The sequence below is a fragment of the Peribacillus cavernae genome (assembly GCF_003989135.1).
Lineage (GTDB): Bacteria > Bacillota > Bacilli > Bacillales > DSM-1321 > Peribacillus > Peribacillus cavernae.
Window position 1 is genome coordinate 120,012 of record NZ_RYZZ01000030.1, and the last position, 19,437, is coordinate 139,448.

The following is a 19,437-nucleotide window of genomic DNA, read 5'->3' on the forward strand; positions in this document are numbered from 1 at the left end:
TTATAAATCCTGTTGGGCCTGCCCAATTCCTAAAGATGGTCTTTATGATTGATATTCAGTATTTTCTTCAAAATAGTCAAATAATTTCTGACCAACACTGTTTTTCCGTCCGCTTTCAATCTCTTCCACAATGTGTGCCACAAGACCAACAGCTCGTGCGGCTACTGCAAAAGACTTCATTACTTTAGGATCAATATCCATATCTGCTAAAATCGCTCCAATGGCGCCAATCGCATTTAACGTTATGGATTTACCTTTTCTCTCATTAAACTGACGGCTGATTTCGTTTATAATTTCTGAGTTTTGTTTATAAAAGCCGAGTTCCTGTGCAATTTGAAATAATTTCACTGTACGTGGATCAACAGGTTTATGAATTGGATGTCCGAATCCTGGCATCTGGAGTCCTTTATCTTCCCTCTCATTAAGAATCAAACTAGCAATTTCGGAAGAACTATTGTCAGCTCCGTGTTTATTAGTTCCATCTTGCAGCATTTCTGCTACATACTCCATTGCACCGAGATATACTGTACCTGCCCCTAACAAACCAGCGGCTACCGCAGCCTGCACAGCTTCTGGTGCTCCCAGGTAAGTCAGGCGTGTTGATATTGAACTAGGTGTAAAACCATGCTCGCAAATCGCGACCATAATTGCATTCAACATCTTCGATTCTCTTTCAGTAGGCTTCCTATGTTTAGCACCCAAAAATGCCATATCAGCAAGTGTTATGTTCCCAATCAAATCTTCAACAAGATCATATCCATGATTAAAAATTTTATCCGGGTGTGATTTACCAACTTTGGTTTCAAACTTCATGCATTTTCTCCTCCCAATCTTTGAATTTAACATTTCTAAGTAAATAATTGGACTATTAATGTAAGGTTTATGACTTAGGTATAATCAAGAAAAAAAGCTGATATTTTTTAATTATTTAACGTCTACCATACCAAATATAAGTGATGCATGATTGCCTACTAATACGACTTTGGTAAGCCAAGATCATGCTGGGCAATGAAGTTCAAAATCATTTCCTCAGAAACCGGTGCGATTTTGAACAATCTTACGTCTCGCCATAATCTCTCTATGTGATAATCTTTTGCATACCCATACCCACCCAACGTTTGCATTGCTCTGTCAGTGGCTTGGAAGGCTGCTTCTGCCGCAATTAATTTCGCCATATTTGCCTCTTTTCCACTCGGCATATTGTGATCAAAAAGCCATGCCGCTTTATAATTCATCAATTGGGCTAAATCAAGCTCTGCCTTAATTCGCGCAAGAGGAAATTGAATGCCTTGATAAGCACCAATTGGAGTATCATGGAATATATTACGGTTATTAGCATAATCAACCGCCAACTGTAGAGCCAAATATCCTGTTCCAATTAAACCAGCTGTTGTAACGATTCTCTCAGCATTTAAACTATCAAGCAAGTAAGCCCATCCTTTTCCCTCTTCTCCGATAAGGTTTTCATTATTAACCCGTAAATTCTCAATAAAAACAGTATCAGAGCGTATACATCGGGTTCCAACCTTTTCGATCATTTGGGATGTAATTGCATCAGGATGTTTAGCATCTGTTATAAACAAACTAATGCCATCTGTCTTTTTCTTTACATCTTCTAAGCGTGTAGTTCGTGCAGCAATAAGCATTTTGTCAGCTACATCGATACCAGATATCCACGTCTTGGAGCCATTTACGATGTATTGATTGCCGTTTTTCTTCGCATGTGTGGTGATTTCAAGCGAATTGCTTCCCACATTGGGTTCAGTCAAAGCAAAACAAAAGTTTATCTTACCCTCTGCGATCTTAGGAAGATATTCGGATTTTTGTTGAAAACTGCCATGTCGTTCGATTGTGATTCCTCCAAATACTGGCGTAAGCATAAACAACTGGCCTACGGAGGAACCAGCACCTGTTTTGGCTAATTCCTCGATGATCATTGCCATTTCCAGCAATCCAAGTCCTGACCCGCTATACTCTTCAGCAATACCAATTCCCAAATATCCATTTTTCCCTAACTCATTCCACAATTCATGAACAAACTCTTTTTTCGCATCTTTTTCCTTCCAATATTCAAGTCCAAATGACTGGCCAATTTTCCTCACTCCGTCTACAAGCATTTCTTGTTCAGGAACTATCAAAAAATCCATAACGTCCCCCTTCGTATTCAAAAAAACTGAATATAGACATATTAGTTATTCGTATTTATAAAACCCGATTCCATTTTTCCGTCCCAACCGACCAGCTTTTACATACTTGACTATAAGAGGTGAAGGCCGGTATTTTTCTCCCAATGTTTTATATAGATGTTCCATGTTTCGTAATCTTGTGTCTAACCCTACCAAATCAACCATCTCAAGAGGTCCCATCGGATGATTTAATCCAAGTTTGACAGCCTTATCGATATCTTCGGCCGAAGCCACACCTTCCATCAACATGTTAATTGCTTCATTGCCAATCAAGCTGTTCATTCGGCTTGTTACAAATCCAGGAAAGTCATTCACCTCTACAGTTTCCTTGCCCATGCGTCTGCCCACTTCTTGCACCGTTTGCACCGTTTCCTCTGATGTATCTAGACCACGTATAATTTCTATCAGCTTCATTTTGTGCACCGGATTAAAAAAATGCATCGCAATGAATTTAGCAGGCCGTGAGGTTTGAGCCCCGATTTCAGTAGGGCTCATTGTGGAAGTATTGGTGGCAAATATCGTGTGGGGAGGACAGATTTCATCCAACTGTTTAAACAAATCAATTTTCAAATCTATGATTTCTAATATAGCCTCTATAACAAGGTCTGCATTCTCCCCCGCTTTTACCAAGTCTGTTGTATATTCTATATTGATCATTGCCTCTTCCATTTCTCGGGTTTTTATAAATCCCTTTTCCACGCTTTTTTTCATTTCTTTTTCAATGTATTGTCTCGCACGGCCAGCTGCAGCTTCTGATATATCATGCAATGTAACCTGAAAACCGCTTAAACTAGCAACATAAGCAATCCCTCTGCCCATTATGCCAGCCCCAATTACAGAAATTTTGTTCATATTCATTTCTCCTTTTAAATCGCTAATTCTATTCTAAACTCTAAGTATTTACGAGAAGTGGTAGGGTTGCTTTTACTTTGAATAAAATTACCTGACATAAAAGTTATAGCTTCATGTCAGGCACCACACAGTCATTTCTTAACTAGAGTAAACCGTTACTTCCCTATAATCACTTGACTGTCTAGGTCCTTAATTGTTACCCCGGTTGTTTCCCTGCCAAGCCACCAAATCACGATAATAGCTGGTACGTAAAGGAAGCCAATAACTCCAATGATAAAGCCCAACCCGTAAATGGCTCCTAGCGAACCGACCAAGAATGGTGCAATAGTTGCGACAATGCGCCCAAAAGCAGTATAAGAGTAAGTAATCCCAGTTCCGCGTATATGAGTCGGAAAAATTTCCGTACCAAACGCAGCCAAACCACTGAAATACCCTTGTGAGAAACCCATGACCAATCCGATAAAGATAGCAAAACCAGAAACAGAATCGTTCATTGCAAACAACGGCATTGAGATTACAGAGAGTATGAAATAAATTGTAAATGTGATGCGCCGGCCAAGCCGATCCGCAATTTCACCGAACAAATAATAACCCAGAAACATAGAAAAGTTGATTGCAGTATACCAATAGGTTAGCGATGTTAGATTTAACCCTTTTTCAGTTGCCAGATACGTTGGCAGCCAGGTCATAATTGTGTAATAACCAGTTAACCCAATTGAAGATATGATAAAGAGAAGAAGAAACTGTCTGATATATTTAGTAAACAATAGCTTCACAGGTGAGTGATTTAACTCTTCTGCCAGAAGTTGTTTTACTTGATCGCCATTTTCTACGTTAGACTCATTTCGAATATTTGCAACTTCTGTGAAATGTTCTGGTTCTTTAAGCAAAAATCTTGAAATCAATAAAAGGGCAGCTGGAATGAAACCTGCTACAAACACACCTCTCCAGCCGAAAGATGGGTCAATCCATTGGAACAACCAGCTGGCAAGGATGGAACCGATCGGCCAGCCTGCAGCCATAAATGCCAGCGCTCTGCCCCTTGACTTGGAGGGCCAAACTTCGCTAAGCAGAGCGGCACCTATCGCCCACTCCCCACCAATCGCAAAACCGGCAAAGAAACGAATGACCATTAATGAAGTAAGGTTCCAGGTAAATGCAGTAAGCAAAGTAAATACCGCGTACATGCTTATGGTAAAATATAAAGCGAATTTTCTCCCTTTGCGATCTGCAATTGGACCCCAAAAGAATCCGCCAGTTGCATACCCAATCAAGGTAACGGTTGCTACCAGCGCAGCAGTGCTAATACTAATTCCAAATTCCTCGGACACTGATTTCATTGAAAAAGAGTATAAACTCATTTCAAATCCGTCTATTACAACACCGGCAAATACGGTAAACAGCACAATAACCAAATAATTCTTACTGTTGATAGAAGCAGCTTGATTTTCCATTCATAACCCCCCATTCAATTTTAAAGTTTATAATATTCAGTTAACTATGCCCGCTATGATGTTCTTAATAAACGTTTTAGAATTTTACCTGTAGGCCCTTTTGGAAGTTTCTCACAAATTTCAACAATTTCAGGAATTTTATAATCGGCCACTTTTCCTTTACAAAATTCTACAATCGAATGTTCACTAATGGTTTTTCCCCTTTTTGGGACTATATAGGCTTTAACTCTTTCACCGAATAATTCATCCGATATTCCGACTACCGCGCATTCGCCTACATTGTCTAGCTGGTACAGTAAATCTTCTATTTCTGTTGGCGAGATGTTTATGCCGCCTCGTATAATTAAATCTTTGCTTCTTTCTATGAAATAATAGAATCCCTCTTCATCACGGTAAGCAATATCCCCTGTCTTGAGCCAGCCATCCTGTATTGTTTCTTCAGTAAGCAGCAAGTTTTTATAATACCCAATCATCATACTTGGTGCTTTTAACCAGATTTCCCCGGTTTCATCGACACCTGCCTCTCTGCCTTCCTTATTAATCAAACGGATTTCCACTCCTGGAAAGGATTTTCCAAATGAGAGCGGTCTCATTGCGTTTTTTTCCACATCAAAGGAAGTGATATAAGTAGCTTCTGTCAAACCATAATAATCAATCATGAGTGTCTTGAATGTTCGGTTAAAACGATCCAAAATTGAGGAGTTTAATGGTGCACCAGCACATACAACAAGTCTTAATGAGGATACATTAAACTTGTCGTACTCCTTAAAGAAATTCATCATCATAATGTACATGGTGGGAACTCCCCACATCACATTGACACGGTACGTTTCTATCTTTTCGAGGATTGCCTTAGGATGGAATTTTCGCGCGAGAATCAGCGTTCCACCTACAAAAAGAGTACCCAGTGCAACAATGACAATTCCATAAGCAAACGCTAAAGGCATTGGGTTCAATGTTGTTTCTTCAGGTGTTACTTTCCAATATCCCGATGTTTGAGAAATGCCCCATTGTAATGCTCTATGTGGTAAAACTACCCCCTTTGGCTGACCCACCGTACCGGAAGTATAAAAAATGACTGCGACATCCTCCTCCTTTCGATTCATAGAATAAATTGCTTTTTCCGATTTTTCGACCGACGCCCGATAGGATAATGCTGTTTGCGAAAAGTTTTCTAATTCAGAAATAAAACTTTCCTCCATTAGGAATACTTTTTCAGCTCCGAACGAATTTCCGTGCAGGTTACCCAACAAATCGGTTTCAGCAAATATAAACTTTGGTTCTGAATGATTAAGGATATAATTGATTTCACTTTGTCCCAGCTGTGGATTCACTGACACAACAACTCCGCCAGCATGGAGAGTGGCTAAGAACACTTCGATCCACTCTATCCGATTGTTGGAGAAAATAGCAACACGGTCATCGGGTTGCAGTCCCATTAGTCGCATCATATAGCTAGCCCGATACACTCTTTCATACAGTTCCTTGTAGGTCAACGATTCATTTTGGAAGTGGATTGCGGGTTTATCTGGATATTTTTCGGCCTGTTCCATCATGGCTTTTATTACATTCATGGGTTACACCTCCCATAGTAAGGGCAATATCTGTAGCCTTCTTCACCACATTTGCCAAATCGTCAAACGGATAGGCATCTCCTAGAACATGGACTTCCCCGGAGAAATCTTTGAATTGATTAATAGCTGGCTGTATGGAAGGGTAGGAATCTCCTAGAATCACTTGATTATTTCCAGTTAATGCTTCCCATGAGTCTTCACTTTTTAAAATTTCGATTTCCACACTGAGTGCAGAAAGCTTTTCTAACAGATATTGTCTGAAAGATGTGCCAACATCATTAGGGAAACGAGATTGCTTCGAAATAATTTTCACCTTTTTCCCCAAAGAACCTAATAACAGTGCTGTCTCAGCAGTGAGAACGTTTGATCCGACAAGTAAAACTTGGTCTGCTGTTTGCTCCGGCCGTTCAAGGACTTGAATTGCACTTTGGACATCGATGGCATTACTCTCCTCAGAATGATTGTCTGAATAGGCTACAATAATGTCGTTGAACTCTAAATCTTCTAGTTCTCTTTTGGATGGTTCGTGCTGGTTAACATGTATCTCTAAACGTTTTAGTTCACCACTGTAAAACGTAATCGCCTCTTCCAATTCGTGGTGTATCGGAACTCTTGCGCGCAAAGCGGCAAGTCCCCCAAGCGGCTGCGATGTAAAGACCTCAACAGTGTGGCCTCTTTGCTTAAGAATACACGCTGCTGCTAATCCAGGAATTCCTCCTCCCAAAATTGCGATTTTTCTTTGTTGGATGGCCAGTTCTAATTTTAATTCATACTCTCTTCCTGTAAAGCCGTTAACCGTACAAACGATCTCAGGCGCGCTGGACCGCCCGTTACAAATATTGCACCCAATACAAGGAATGATGAACTCTTCCTGGCCGGCTTGAGCTTTTTGTACCCAATCTGGATCTGCAATTAAAGCTCTGCCTAGTGCCACCAAGTCGGCTTTACTTTCTCCAATGATTTGGTTGGCAGCTTCAGGATGTTTAATTCGACCGACAGCGATAACCGGTATGTTAACGTTTTGTTTAATTCGGGAAGCAGCCTCAACATACAACCCTTCCGGACTGCCGGACGGAGGTGTTGTACGATAAAAGGAGGCTACCACTCCGGCTGAAACATCTATTGCTGCTACTCCAACCTGCTCCAGTCTTTTAGCGATTTCAATAGCTTCCTCAATGGTGATTCCTTTCTCCACATAATCATCAGAACTAATCCTACAAAAAACCGGAAAGGTATGACCAAGTTGTTCGCGTATGGTTTCAACAATTTCCCGTACAATACGCAGCCTGTTTTCCAGACTTCCTCCATAATTGTCCTTTCGTTTGTTTGCAAAAGGACTTATAAATTCATGCAATAAGTAACCATGAGCCAGATGTAATTCTACACCTAGGAATCCCGTCTCTTTCGCACGTCTGGCAGCCTCAGCAAATTCTGCAACAACCCCTTTGATATCAGAGACACTTAGTTCTCTTGGCATCTCTTTAAAGGCAGGACACGGAACAGCTGAAGGAGCTACCACATCACCGCTTGCTGCCGCTGCTCGAGTCTGACGGCCGTGATGCATGATTTGCAGTATCGCCTTACTCCCAGACTGATGAATTTGATCTGCCAGGGTACCCAATCCTGGGATCAATTCATCCCGGTCCACCATTAATTGATATGGAAAACCTCGGCCATTTTGGCTGACGATCGCGCCTTCCACAATCATTAACCCAACTCCGCCTTCGGCTCTTGCTTTATAGTATTCTAGTAACCTTGGAGTAACAAAACCATCTTTATCGCAATAATTGGATGTTAAGGGTGACAATACAATACGATTTTTTAGGTGAATTTCTCCGATTTGAATTTCCTTAAAGAGATAATCATAACTCATTTACGAATGCCTCCTTTCCAGCCCTAATCCAACCGTTTTAACATATTCCTTGCTATGACCATCCTTTGAATTTGACTCGTTCCATCATAGATTTGTGTAATTTTTGCATCTCTCATCATTCGTTCCACTTGATAGTCACGAATATAACCGTAACCTCCCAAAATCTGAACGGCTGAGTCCGTAACCCTTCCGGCTACTTCCGAGCAATATGCTTTGGCCATGGACGCCTCCATTGTGAACTCTCTACTTCCTTCATCGATCAATTTAGCAGACTGATAGAGCAGTAAACGCGCATTTGTGATTTCAGTGAACATATCGACGAGCATAAATTGAATCGCCTGGAAATCGTAAATGGACTTCCCAAACTGTTTTCTTTCTTGTGCGTATTGGAATGCAATATCGAAAGCTCCCTGTGCGATGCCAAGTGCCTGTGCAGCTGTACTGATTCGGGTATAATCACAGGCCTCCATACAGATCCTGAACCCCTCTCCTTCTAGCCCAATAAGGTTTTCAGCCGGTATGCGGCAATTTTCAAAGATGAGTTCTGCGGTACTGGATCCTCGTACGCCCATCTTTTTTTCGGTTTTGCCGACTATTAAGCCAGGAGTGCCTTTTTCCACTAAAAAAGCGCTCATTCCTTTATGCCTTGCATCAGGGTCTGTTTTAGCGAAGACAGTAATAACGTCTGCTTTGTCACCAGTGGTAATGAATACTTTATTTCCATTCAAAATGTATTCATTTCCGTCCCTTACAGCGATAGTAGCCATCCCTGCAGCGTCAGAACCAGCATTTGGTTCTGTGATGGCAATTGCTCCCAAAATCTCCCCTGAAGCAATTTGCGGTAGATACTTTTGCTTTTGTTCTTCCGATCCGGCTAGAAGCAGCGAAAGTGCTCCATGTGTCTGTGTGAAAAAGACCAATGCTGTAGCCGCACATCCTTTGGCGACTTCTTCCACGGCCAAAACATAAGCCAATTTACTTCCAGCAGCGCCTCCGTACTCTTCTGGTGTCAGAATGCCGAGAATACCTAAATCCGCTAAGGATCTAATCTGTTCCCAGGGAAAACCTTCTTCTTCATCAAGCTTTTGCGCCAATGGAGCTATATGTTTCTTTACAACTGAACGAACACTTCTGCGGAGCATCTTTTCTTCTTCTGATAGAATCCTATCCCACAATTGCATTTTTACTCCTACTTTCCTTCAAATATAGGGTTTCTTTTTTCCAGAAAAGCAGCAAAGCCTTCCCGTTTATCATTACTGTCAGCCGCAAGTGCATCAAGGTTTGTTTCCAGTGCCAAAGCATTGTCCATAGAAAGATGGGAGCCAACATCAACCGCTTCCATGATCATTCGAATAGAGACCGGGCTGTTTCTGCAAATGGTTTCTGACCATTGCTCAACTTCAGTTTGCAGAGTATCTCGTGCTGCAACTACGTTGACAATTCTCTCCTGGTATGCTTCTTCAGCCGAAATCCTTTTTCCAGTCAACAGTAACTCCAACGCTTTTCCTTTACCTGTAATTCTAGGCAACCGCTGTGTTCCGCCGTAACCCGGGATCATCCCCAGGCGTACTTCCGGCAGTCCGAAAGATGCCGTTTCGGAAGCAATACGGAGACTGCATGCAAGACTTAATTCAAAGCCGCCGCCGAGTGCGACACCATTAACGACTGCAATCGAGGGTTTCCCGATTGTTTCAAGCCGGCGGAATGTCCGCTGGCCTAAGGAAAGAAAAGCCTTCATTTCCAGGGCACTTAATTCAACCAATTCTTTAATGTCTGCCCCTGCGCAAAACGCTTTCTCTCCTTCTCCGGTAATCACCAGTAAACGAATTCCGGGGTCCCTCTCAAATTGGTCCAATACCAGATTGAACTCTGAAAGCAGTCCATTGTTTAAAGCATTCATTGCCTTTGGACGGTTTAGAACCACCGACAGCACTGACCCTTCCTCCTGTACAATCAGATAGCTGTAATTCATTGCCGTACTTCCTCCCCTTTTACAACTCCTGTATCAACTAATTCCGAAAATTCAATGTCCGACATCAGCAATTTTTCTTTCAAAATTTCAGCTGTGTGTTGTCCTAATAAGGGCGGCGGCAAATACACCTCATTACTGGAGCTTTCTAGTTGCCATGGAACTCCAACAATTTTGACATCGCCTGCCACAGGGTGCTGGATCGTTCTGATCATATTTCTGGCGAGTACGTGCGGATCCTTGACAACATCTCCAAGGCTATTAATGGGCGCACATGGCACAGAATACTCATTTAATTTTTTCAACCAATACGAAATAGGATACTTGATCAGCTGCTCCTCGACCAGTCGCAGCAATTCAAAACGATTTTCTTTTCTCAGCGCGTTCGATTGAAAGCGCTTCTCCTCTGCCAATTGGGGCAGACCCACTGCCTGACAAAATCGCTTAAATATCGAGTCTGTGCCTGTAGCTATGATCATATCTTCATCGGCAGTCCGAATAGCTTGATAAATGGCGACTACTGAATCGGTCCCACCCGAAGGCTTTGGTTCTATTCCGTCCGCCAAATAACTAGTTATTCTGGGAGCCATTAAAGCTAGATCCACATCCAGCAGCGAAGTATCAATGAACTCGCCTTTACCGGTTTTCTCTTTTTTTACTAATGAGGAGGCTATGCAAAAAGCAGCAATAAAGCCTGTGACGATATCGGATATGGCAGTGCCTACACGCTGCGGTCTCCCATTCATTTCTCCGGTGACGCTCATCATGCCAGATGTTGCCTGAGCAATTAAATCATATCCAGGGCGATCCCTGTATGGCCCTGTTAAGCCAAACCCTGAAAGTGCACAATAAATAATCTTTGAATTTATCTTTTGCATGTCTTTATACGACAGACCCGATTTATCCAAACTAGATGGTTTTATATTTTCAAGAAAAACATCTGCTTTTTCGACGAGTTGATAGAGAACTTCCCGTCCCTTTGGGTTAAAAATATCAAGAGCAACACTTTTTTTATTTCGGTTTACACTTAAAAACCAAGCTGACTCACCGTTTATAAAAGGAGGGCCCCAATGGCGACAATCATCTCCTGCCCTAGTTTTCTCTACCTTAATCACTTCGGCGCCCATATCGGCCAAAAGCATTGAACAATATGGTCCAGCATACGAAGTGGTTATATCAATAACTGTGATTCCCGATAAAGGTCTCTGATCCATATGAACCTCCCTTTCTCCTAATCTATTTGGGGAGAGGGATATAGCCCAGTCCCCCTTGGATTTTTCCGCCATTTCCTACTGACTATTTTCGAAACTGGTCAAAATTAGGAAGCCTCTTCTCTACAAACGCGGATGTTCCTTCCCTAAACTGTTCTGATTCCCAAACAAATTCGAGAAGCGCCCCGCCATGAAGCAGCGAAGAGTAGAGAGCATCGGATTCGTAATTAAGAGAAAGCTTTGCCAATTGAATAGACTGCGGTGCCATCTCCAGTACCCTGCGAGCATAATTTTCTGCTTCTTCTATCAGCTGTTCATGAGGCACCACTCTGTTCACCAATCCTATCGTCTTAGCTTCCTCAGCAGGGTATTGATTACAGAGCATTATCATTTCCCTTGCCATTTTCTCTCCTACAATTCGCGGCAGAAGCTGTGTTCCTCCCCAGAGCGGGCATCCGCCAATTTTTGGGCCTCCTTGGCCGAAAACCGCCTTATCAGATGCGATGCTCATGTCGCAGAAAATATTCAGTTCATTTCCGCCCCCGATGCAATATCCGTTGACTGCAGCTATTACAGGCTGCGGAATTCTGCGCATTAGCATGGCAAGTTCCACCAGCTTGTGATTCCACTGTCGGCCGCTGTCCCGATCAAGACCTTGCAATGCTTTGATATCGCCGCCGCAACAGAAGGCCTTGCCGGTTCCCGTGACAATGACAGCACCAATCGTTTTATCCTTTGCTACATCAGAAAAAGCGGTAATCAAATCTTCAATGGTTTCCCAACGGAATGTGTTCATTACTTTTGGACGGTTTAATGTGATTTGTGCAATCCCATCTTTTTTCTCAAATAAAATATCTGTAAAATTGTTCATTACTAATCACCTTTCCACGTGAATTTTATTTTTAATATCTTCTCTCAGTACATATTTTTGAACTTTTCCACTGATTGTTCTTGGGAGTTCTTCAATCAGTTCCAGTCTTTCAGGCAGTTTCTGTTTTGCGATTTTTTTCGATAACAGGTAGTCAATCATTTGCTCAAAAGTGACAGACTCGCCAGGTTCAGGAACTACATACGCACAGGCCCGTTCCCCCAATCTTTCGTCTGGAATGGCAACAATTGCAATATCCCCGATTTTATCCCATTCATATAGCAGGTTTTCTATTTCAGCGACCGGAATGTTTTCGCCTCCACGGATGATAATGTCTTTGGTGCGGCCGGTAATACTGATGAATCCGTTTTCATCTCTAACCGCCCGGTCCCCCGTATCAAACCATCCTTCTGCGTCAAAATGCTTCTCTGTAAGGTCTGGCCGTTTGTAATACCCTATAAATACACCGGCTCCTTTGATTTTCAGGTCGCCTTCTTCATTCGGTAGTGCTTCCCTGGCGTTCTCTGCGAAAATCTTAACCTCTGCTCCCGGGACTCTTCTGCCATCCGTTTGAAAACTGTGTTTTGGATCATCCGGAGCTACGGCAATCGCAATGCCGTATTCTGTCATTCCCCAGGCCGGTATGATTTTACAGTCTAATTTCTCTGCTGAGTACGCCACAAGCTTTCGAGGAATAGGAGCTCCAGGGATTGAGATGAACTTTAATGAAGGAAGAGGAGCTTCCTGTACATGGGTTACTAAGTCCTGTAAAAATGGTGCAGCGGCAAGCATCATGCTTACTTTTTCCTCATTGATGATTTCAGCTGCTTTTTCAGTTTTCCAAATGTCTAAATATACAGCAGTGCTCTTAAGATAGGTGGTCAGTAATGCCCCCCATAAAAACCCTGTTTGGTGCCCCACCGGTGAAACGATAAGATTGCATTCGTTATTCTGTAATTTTTCATAAGTAGCATAATTTCGAATCGTTGATGCAAGGGTATTATGAGTATGCATGACCCCCTTTGGCTCTCCTGTCGTTCCGGACGTAAATCCTAATTGGGCAATTGTATTTGGATTTACGTAAGAATAGATTTCAGGGTGATGTTCTTTAGAAACAATCTGGTCGAACATGATAAAGCGGTGATCGTCTTTTGGACAATCGCCTACTACTATCACTTTCTCGAGGTCAGGCAAATCGCCCCACACATCATTCACCATTTCAATATAGTCAAATTTGCGGAATTCATTTGGCACAACAAATACTTTGGACTGCGACTTTCGCAGAATAAACTGAACTTCTTTTGCCCTGTAGATGTGTGTCAGCCCATTAAAAATTGCTCCAATTTTGTTGATTGCATATAAAATAATCGGAAACTCAAAATAATTGGGGAGCTGCACGGAGACTACATCTCCCGGCTGCACTCCAAGTGCCCGCAATCCATTTTCACAACGAGTTACTTTATCATAAAGCTCTTGATATGTAAGCTTCTCCTTTCGGTTCCGCTCAACTGAATATGCCACAACAGCAACCTTATCCGGATGTTCTCTGTAAGCGCTTTCCAAATGGTCAAATAATCTTTCGTTTCGCCATAGTCCTTTCTCTACATGCTCTGTTATCATCTGATAGGTTAAACGTGATCCTTCCACATGCATTACATTCCCTCCATTAATGAACTGTTTCTCCTCCATCAATCACAATCGCCTGCCCAGTCATAAAGTCTGATGCTTTTGAAGATAAATAAACCACCAATGGTCCCAGCTCTTCAGGCTTGCCAACACGCCGTAAAGGAATCCTCTTTAAAATCTTGGTGCGGATCGATTCTTCTGCTAACACCCGTTCATTAATTGAGGTTGCAAAGTATCCAGGGCAAATAGCATTTACATGAATCCCATACCTGGCCCATTCAACTGCTAGACCACGGGTAAATTGAATCACTCCTCCTTTACTCGTTCCGTATGCGACCAATCGTGGCGTTCCAATTATTCCGTCCATTGATGCGATATTGACGATCTTTCCGTTTCCTTGTTTAATCATCATTTCTCCTAGCACCCTGGTGCACTTCATAACTCCAACCAGATTGGTCGAAATAATTTCGTTGATTTCCTCGTCCGTGCACTCCGCATAATGACGGTCGATCACAATTCCAGCATTGTTTACTAATATATCCAGCCTGCAGAACTTTTCAACAACATACTGTTTTAATGCTTTTAAGTCGGCTGATTGCTGCATATCACACCTAAACCCATATGCTGTAATGCCGTTTTCTTTTAAGTAGGAACAGGATTCTTCGATGGTTTTGTCAGAACGACCTGTGACGATAACAGCGGCCCCTGCTTGACCGAGTGCTTTTGCCATCGATTGCCCAAGCCCCCGTGTTCCGCCAGTAACCAAAGCAACTTTCCCTGTTAAATCAAAATTTTCAAGCACTGCCTCTCCTCCTTTTGTCTTCCTCTAAAAGAATGTGTTCCAGCTTTTGAATCCTCTGTATCCCAGTAAGCAGTTCCAGCTGTCTGATTCCCAGTGGATCTATTTTTTCTCTAAGGATTCTAAGCTGTTCTTCTGAAGGTGGCTCTATTTGTATAATTCCATTTTCACTTAAATCAAAAGGAAAACCGGTATTCTCTCGAATATTTTCAATGGTTTCTCCGTGGAAAATGGCTTCTAGAACCGCTCCTTCATTTTCAAAACGGAACACACAGCTATCGGTTATTAATTTTTGAGGCCCTCTTGCCCGTATGCCCATCCGGTTCAACTCTTCTGCGCGTTCTCCGTAGCCTACACTGCTGCAAAAGTCTACCTGATCGACCAATGTTTGACGGGAATGCCGGGTGACGTACAAATGGAAGTTTGGATTAAAGGCGGCCACGTCCGTAATTCCTCCAGCACCAGGTAATCTTATAACGGGTTTTGCGTAGTCACCTATCACGACATTGTTGCAATTCCCGAACCGATCAACCTGTGCCGGGCGAATAAATTCCTTTACTTTAAGAGAGGGTACGATATCACAATGCATCTCCGTCATTTTAACTTTTTTTAGGCACCCTTCAACAGTGAGCTGCTCCAAATATGTGATCGATAAACTCTCCGTATGTTCAGATATGGTGTTTCCGACGGTATACATAAATTGAACCTCCCGTGCGTGGGTTTCTTTAGCCAACAAGAATGCACTGAACACGAGGGGAGTCCCCATTCCTTGTACCACAAAGTCGCCAGTTTGAATGAGGCTCGACATATAACAGACCATCATTTCATCTTTCGAGATAGCTGCCATCATTTACCTCCTCATCCATTTTTAATAAAAATGACCTCTTCCGGCTTTCAAGTTCCAACAGGTATTCATCAAATGAATGGCTTTTCATCGTTTTTAAATAGCGAACCAATTCCAGTCCATCCAAAGGGTAATCTGGATAACAAGAAGTTGGCCAGGATCCGCCCTGTACTTCTACTACCGCATCCACGCTCGCACCAATGATATCTACCTGACCTGAAGGAAGACTGCCTCTAGGAACTATTTTTTCAGCTGAAACAATGGTATAAGTCGAGAGCTGTGCTAGCTCCACATCAATGCATAGATTCGCTCCAAGGATGGCATTGCCGTTTTCATCAGCAGCTAACGCATGGATGAAAGTAACTTCTGGTCTTATTGCGGGGATCGCTGGATAAATCTCCCCTGTATAAGGGCATTCAATTCGTTTAATATCTTTTCGAACGGTAAGAATATCGCTTCCTAGCAGCGTTCTGCCTGGCATGAATCCAACTCCTTGGGCCGCGGCCCTGATTCCAATACCTAACGTGGTCTCTGTTTCTTCAGTGATTTTGATTGCGTCTTTCTCAACTGCTTTTCGGTAAGCAGGAGGCAGTCCGAATATTTCTAAGCTAAAAAACGAAGTTCTTACATGTGAAACGGCTTTCGCTCCAATCAAAAGGTCAGTTTCGTATCCTAAAGTCCAGCCTAAAGCTGTCAAATTCCACTTGCCCTGCTTGATTAATTCGAGTATGAGAGCGGTAGGACGACGATATATCAGCATACCTCCAACTCCCAGGGTTTGACCATCCTTTATTGGCTTCACAGCTTGCTCTATAGACATTCGTTTTGAAGTCATGTCAATTCATTCCTTGACTTCTTCAAGAGATGAATATTCATAAAATCCTTTTTGCGTTTTCTTCCCTTGATATCCCGCATCTACCATCCTGTTTACTAGTGAAGGAGGAGCATATTTAGTATCATACAGTTCCTGAAAAAGGGTGTTTGCCGTGAAAAGATAATCGTCCAATCCGATCACATCTGCCAATTTCAACGGCCCCATTGGATAACCCAATCCCAATTCAATTGCTGTATCAAGATCTTCTTTCGTTGTCAATTCATCTTCGTAAGATTGAATAGCGTGATTCATATAGGGTACAAAAAGTCTGTTTATCAAAAAACCTGGTACATCCTTGGTGCGCACAGGCACTTGACCAATCTTTTTCATTAATTCGTATACTTGTAAATACGGGGTATCAGAACATTGCAGAGAACGGATGACTTCTACTAATTTGTCGCGATTTGCTTGTGTGAAGAAGTGCAGTCCAACTACACGTTCTGGATTTCGAATAGAAGAGGCTATTTCGGCTAGGGATAAAGAGGAAATTGTTATAGCTATAGGCATTTCAGATGGCACTATTTCCTCGATGTGCTTTAGTACCTTAATTTTTTCTGACAATTGTTCTGGTACGACTTCTATAATAAACTGACAATCTTGTAAAACTGACATTTTCGCTGGACTCGGTTCGTTAGCCTCCACATATATAGCTGGGATTCCTGACCCCTGAAACTTTTGGGATAATATTGTCCCGAGATGCCCGGATCCTACTATTCCTATTTGTTGAATTTGCATGATACTTCCTCCTTCTCCCAGTTTAAACTGCACCAAACATCCCGGTTTTGTTATATTCGTAAAACCCTTTGCCGGTTTTCTTTCCAAGATGGCCCGCATCTATCATTTTTTTCACCAACGGCGGAGGAGCAAACCGCTTATCTTTTAATTCGTTATAGAGACTCATTGAGACAGCGTAATGGATGTCTAAGCCGACGTTATCAAGCAGTTCAAATGTGCCCATTGGATAGCCTAAGCCGTGTTTCAGGACCAAATCAATGTCTTCGACAGTAGCAATACCCTGTTCCAGGGCGCGGATACAATCATTTTCGAATGGTACAAGTAAAAGATTCAAAATAAAACCCGGGGTATCTTTCGTGGTAACGACTTTTTTCTTTAAATATTCACTAAATTCCACAGCCTTGTTATAAGTGTCGTCACTTGTCTCCAGGCCATGGGAAATCTCCACTAGTTTCATTAAAGGTGCAGGATTACAAAAGTGAATCCCGATAACCCGGTCTTGTCTGCCGCAGCCGGAAGCAATAGAGGTAATTGACAGTGTTGAAGTATTGGATACGAAAATTGTGTTGTGATTACAAATGGTGTTTAATTCGCGGAATAAGTTATTTTTGATTCTGACATCTTCGAAAATAGCTTCGACAATTACGTCACAATCTACGAGGTCTTGTAAATCAGTAGTTTCTTGGATGAGATTTAGACGTTCCTGTTTTTGTTGCGGTGTCATCTTGCCCCTTTTGACACTGCCTTCGAAAAATGCAGAAATTCGGTTCAGTCCATTTTCAAGATTTTCTGCAGACGTTTCACAAACGACCGTGTCCATACCCGACTGCAGCATACAAATCGCGATTCCTGCTCCCATAGTTCCACATCCGACAACACCAACTTTTTTAGGTTCCATCTTTTCTCTCCCTTATGTATGATTTATAAATTATTAATCTTCAGCCTTTTAGTGCTATTATTATAAGTTTTTTACAATGTTGAATATTGTGCTACACCGTATAAGCGCGAAGATAATTCCTTTGTTAAATTCCCTAGTATTGAACCGTATTCATGAACTTGTTCCATTGTTACCATTGAACTCATGCCAATGCATGACATTGTCATAACCGCTTTATTTGAACTATCAAGTACCGGGGAGGCCACCCCAAACAACGTTGGGTAATGTTCCTCCATGCTGATTGCATATCCATGTTCACGTACTTTATCGAGCTCCTTATAAAATTGTTCTTTCTGAGAAATCGTTTTGTCTGTAAACTGTGTTAATCCTATTTGTTTAATGATTGACTCCCTTTCCATAAAATCCATGAATGCTAGAAAACACTTCCCATGAGAACCAGCGGTCAAAGGGAAACTCTGGCCTTCCTTAAGGGTAACTGTAACAGGTGCCGGACTTTCCTCTTTTGCTATATAAATCAATCGATTTTCACCAAACCGCTCTACCAGAACACATGCATGGTTCGTAAGTTTTGAAGCCTGTTTCAGGTATTCTTTTGCAATAGGCAGGTAATCGACCAATTCAGCAGCACGGTTTCCTAACACAGCCATATATGCCCCTAAACTATAAACTTTTTTGTCCTCATGGAAGGTTACTAGATTATTTTTTTCTAAAGTAAAGAGAATTCGATAGCAAGTACTGCGATTAATAGAAAGAGCTTGACTGATTTCGGTAACAGACCCGTGACTGTGTCGATAACTGCTTAAATACTGCAGTATTCGGGCAGCAGAATCGACTGATGGTATCATATATTTATTGTCTTCTGTTTTGGGCATCTTAACATTCCTCCATACAGCTGTATAAAATAACGTTTGTTTGATATGTAATTAAAAATGTTCATATATGAACTTTATCCTCTAATATGATTATATCAGAAAATTCCCTAAATATGAATATATATTTAAAAAATATTACAAATTTTCTTACTATTTAATAAAGAAAGTTTTCCCTAGTTTTTAACCTAGAGAAAACCTTTTTAAAATACACTTATGGAAGGGCATTATCCTATCATGCTATGTCCACCATTTACGGGGATTGTTTGATCAGTAATCCAGTCTGACATAGGATCGTAAAGATTAAACAATCCCGCTCACTTCATCAGTGTTTCCTCGTCTTCTTAATGGGAACGTTTTTTTATTTTCTCTGAAAACGTCTGATCGATATCTCCTTTATCAATCATCCCAAGTGCAACCGTATTGCATTGAACATTTTACGGACCAACCTCATGCGCTAGCAATTCTATAATCCACTCGTTCCTGCACGTGCAACTGCGGAGAGAATAAGAGATTTATCACTTGTTCACGCGAATCACCGACAATATTTATTATCTTTTCATTCCTGTTATCCACCAAACTCTTCAATGAGTTTTGCTGTTCTGATGCTTCTTTTTCTGAACTTTGATAATGAAGTGCGATATTAGCGCCTCGACTTGCAGCCGCTACTGCGATTCCCCGGCCGATTCCTTTAGCCACCCCTGTCACCAGGATGTTTCTTCCTTCTAGATTCAGATCCATTTTGCCTCCCCTATCATTACCTTAATAAGAACGGCCACAGGGGCTTCAATCTGTACTGGCCATT

Annotated in this window: 18 protein-coding genes; all 18 read right to left on the bottom strand. The window is 41.9% G+C overall.

Going from position 1 to position 19,437, the window contains the following annotated elements:
• Positions 1 to 42: 42 nt before the first annotated feature.
• A complete protein-coding gene (locus ELQ35_RS17350) occupies positions 43 to 813 on the bottom strand; it encodes a citryl-CoA lyase (protein WP_126866414.1) in 771 nt (256 codons plus the stop codon).
• Positions 814 to 971: 158 nt separating this feature from the next.
• Positions 972 to 2,147 carry an acyl-CoA dehydrogenase family protein gene (locus tag ELQ35_RS17355; RefSeq protein WP_126866416.1) on the bottom strand — a complete coding sequence of 392 codons (1,176 nt, stop codon included), beginning with the start codon at positions 2,145 to 2,147 and terminating at the stop codon, positions 972 to 974.
• 45 nt (positions 2,148 to 2,192) lie between these two features.
• Complete coding sequence (locus tag ELQ35_RS17360; protein WP_185861811.1) at positions 2,193 to 3,038, bottom strand: 3-hydroxyacyl-CoA dehydrogenase family protein; 846 nt, start codon at positions 3,036 to 3,038, stop codon at positions 2,193 to 2,195.
• Positions 3,039 to 3,193: 155 nt separating this feature from the next.
• Positions 3,194 to 4,492: an MFS transporter gene (locus ELQ35_RS17365; RefSeq protein ID WP_126866419.1), complete on the bottom strand. Its 1,299-nt coding sequence runs from the start codon at positions 4,490 to 4,492 to the stop codon at positions 3,194 to 3,196.
• A gap of 53 nt (positions 4,493 to 4,545) precedes the next feature.
• A complete protein-coding gene (locus ELQ35_RS17370; RefSeq protein WP_126866421.1) occupies positions 4,546 to 6,066 on the bottom strand; it encodes a class I adenylate-forming enzyme family protein in 1,521 nt (506 codons plus the stop codon).
• Positions 6,017 to 7,939 (bottom strand): oxidoreductase, encoded by a 1,923-nt coding sequence (locus tag ELQ35_RS17375; RefSeq protein ID WP_126866423.1) that lies wholly within the window; start codon positions 7,937 to 7,939, stop codon positions 6,017 to 6,019. The genes ELQ35_RS17370 and ELQ35_RS17375 overlap by 50 nt, the downstream gene beginning before the upstream one ends.
• 23 nt (positions 7,940 to 7,962) lie before the next feature.
• Positions 7,963 to 9,114: an acyl-CoA dehydrogenase family protein gene (locus ELQ35_RS17380; RefSeq protein ID WP_281278136.1), complete on the bottom strand. Its 1,152-nt coding sequence runs from the start codon at positions 9,112 to 9,114 to the stop codon at positions 7,963 to 7,965.
• 14 nt (positions 9,115 to 9,128) lie between these two features.
• A complete protein-coding gene (locus ELQ35_RS17385) occupies positions 9,129 to 9,911 on the bottom strand; it encodes an enoyl-CoA hydratase/isomerase family protein (protein WP_126866427.1) in 783 nt (260 codons plus the stop codon).
• Positions 9,908 to 11,122 (bottom strand): CaiB/BaiF CoA transferase family protein, encoded by a 1,215-nt coding sequence (locus ELQ35_RS17390; RefSeq protein WP_126866441.1) that lies wholly within the window; start codon positions 11,120 to 11,122, stop codon positions 9,908 to 9,910. Before ELQ35_RS17390 ends, ELQ35_RS17385 begins: the two co-directional genes overlap by 4 nt.
• 82 nt (positions 11,123 to 11,204) lie before the next feature.
• The gene (locus ELQ35_RS17395) at positions 11,205 to 11,990 is read right to left on the bottom strand and encodes an enoyl-CoA hydratase/isomerase family protein (RefSeq protein WP_126866443.1); all 786 of its coding nucleotides are present in this window, start codon (positions 11,988 to 11,990) and stop codon (positions 11,205 to 11,207) included.
• A gap of 6 nt (positions 11,991 to 11,996) precedes the next feature.
• A complete protein-coding gene (locus ELQ35_RS17400; protein ID WP_185861812.1) occupies positions 11,997 to 13,640 on the bottom strand; it encodes an AMP-binding protein in 1,644 nt (547 codons plus the stop codon).
• A gap of 13 nt (positions 13,641 to 13,653) precedes the next feature.
• On the bottom strand, positions 13,654 to 14,415 hold the full coding sequence (locus ELQ35_RS17405) for an SDR family NAD(P)-dependent oxidoreductase (RefSeq protein ID WP_126866447.1): 762 nt from the start codon (positions 14,413 to 14,415) through the stop codon (positions 13,654 to 13,656).
• Positions 14,408 to 15,259 carry a CoA-transferase gene (locus ELQ35_RS17410; RefSeq protein ID WP_185861813.1) on the bottom strand — a complete coding sequence of 284 codons (852 nt, stop codon included), beginning with the start codon at positions 15,257 to 15,259 and terminating at the stop codon, positions 14,408 to 14,410. Before ELQ35_RS17410 ends, ELQ35_RS17405 begins: the two co-directional genes overlap by 8 nt.
• A complete protein-coding gene (locus tag ELQ35_RS17415; RefSeq protein WP_126866451.1) occupies positions 15,237 to 16,091 on the bottom strand; it encodes a CoA transferase subunit A in 855 nt (284 codons plus the stop codon). The genes ELQ35_RS17410 and ELQ35_RS17415 overlap by 23 nt, the downstream gene beginning before the upstream one ends.
• A gap of 6 nt (positions 16,092 to 16,097) precedes the next feature.
• Positions 16,098 to 16,865: a 3-hydroxyacyl-CoA dehydrogenase family protein gene (locus ELQ35_RS17420; protein WP_185861814.1), complete on the bottom strand. Its 768-nt coding sequence runs from the start codon at positions 16,863 to 16,865 to the stop codon at positions 16,098 to 16,100.
• Positions 16,866 to 16,887: 22 nt separating this feature from the next.
• Positions 16,888 to 17,763: a 3-hydroxyacyl-CoA dehydrogenase family protein gene (locus ELQ35_RS17425; protein WP_126866455.1), complete on the bottom strand. Its 876-nt coding sequence runs from the start codon at positions 17,761 to 17,763 to the stop codon at positions 16,888 to 16,890.
• Positions 17,764 to 17,834: 71 nt separating this feature from the next.
• Positions 17,835 to 18,635 (bottom strand): IclR family transcriptional regulator, encoded by an 801-nt coding sequence (locus tag ELQ35_RS17430; RefSeq protein ID WP_126866457.1) that lies wholly within the window; start codon positions 18,633 to 18,635, stop codon positions 17,835 to 17,837.
• 447 nt (positions 18,636 to 19,082) lie between these two features.
• On the bottom strand, positions 19,083 to 19,373 hold the full coding sequence (locus ELQ35_RS17435) for an SDR family NAD(P)-dependent oxidoreductase (protein WP_126866458.1): 291 nt from the start codon (positions 19,371 to 19,373) through the stop codon (positions 19,083 to 19,085).
• Positions 19,374 to 19,437: the final 64 nt, after the last annotated feature.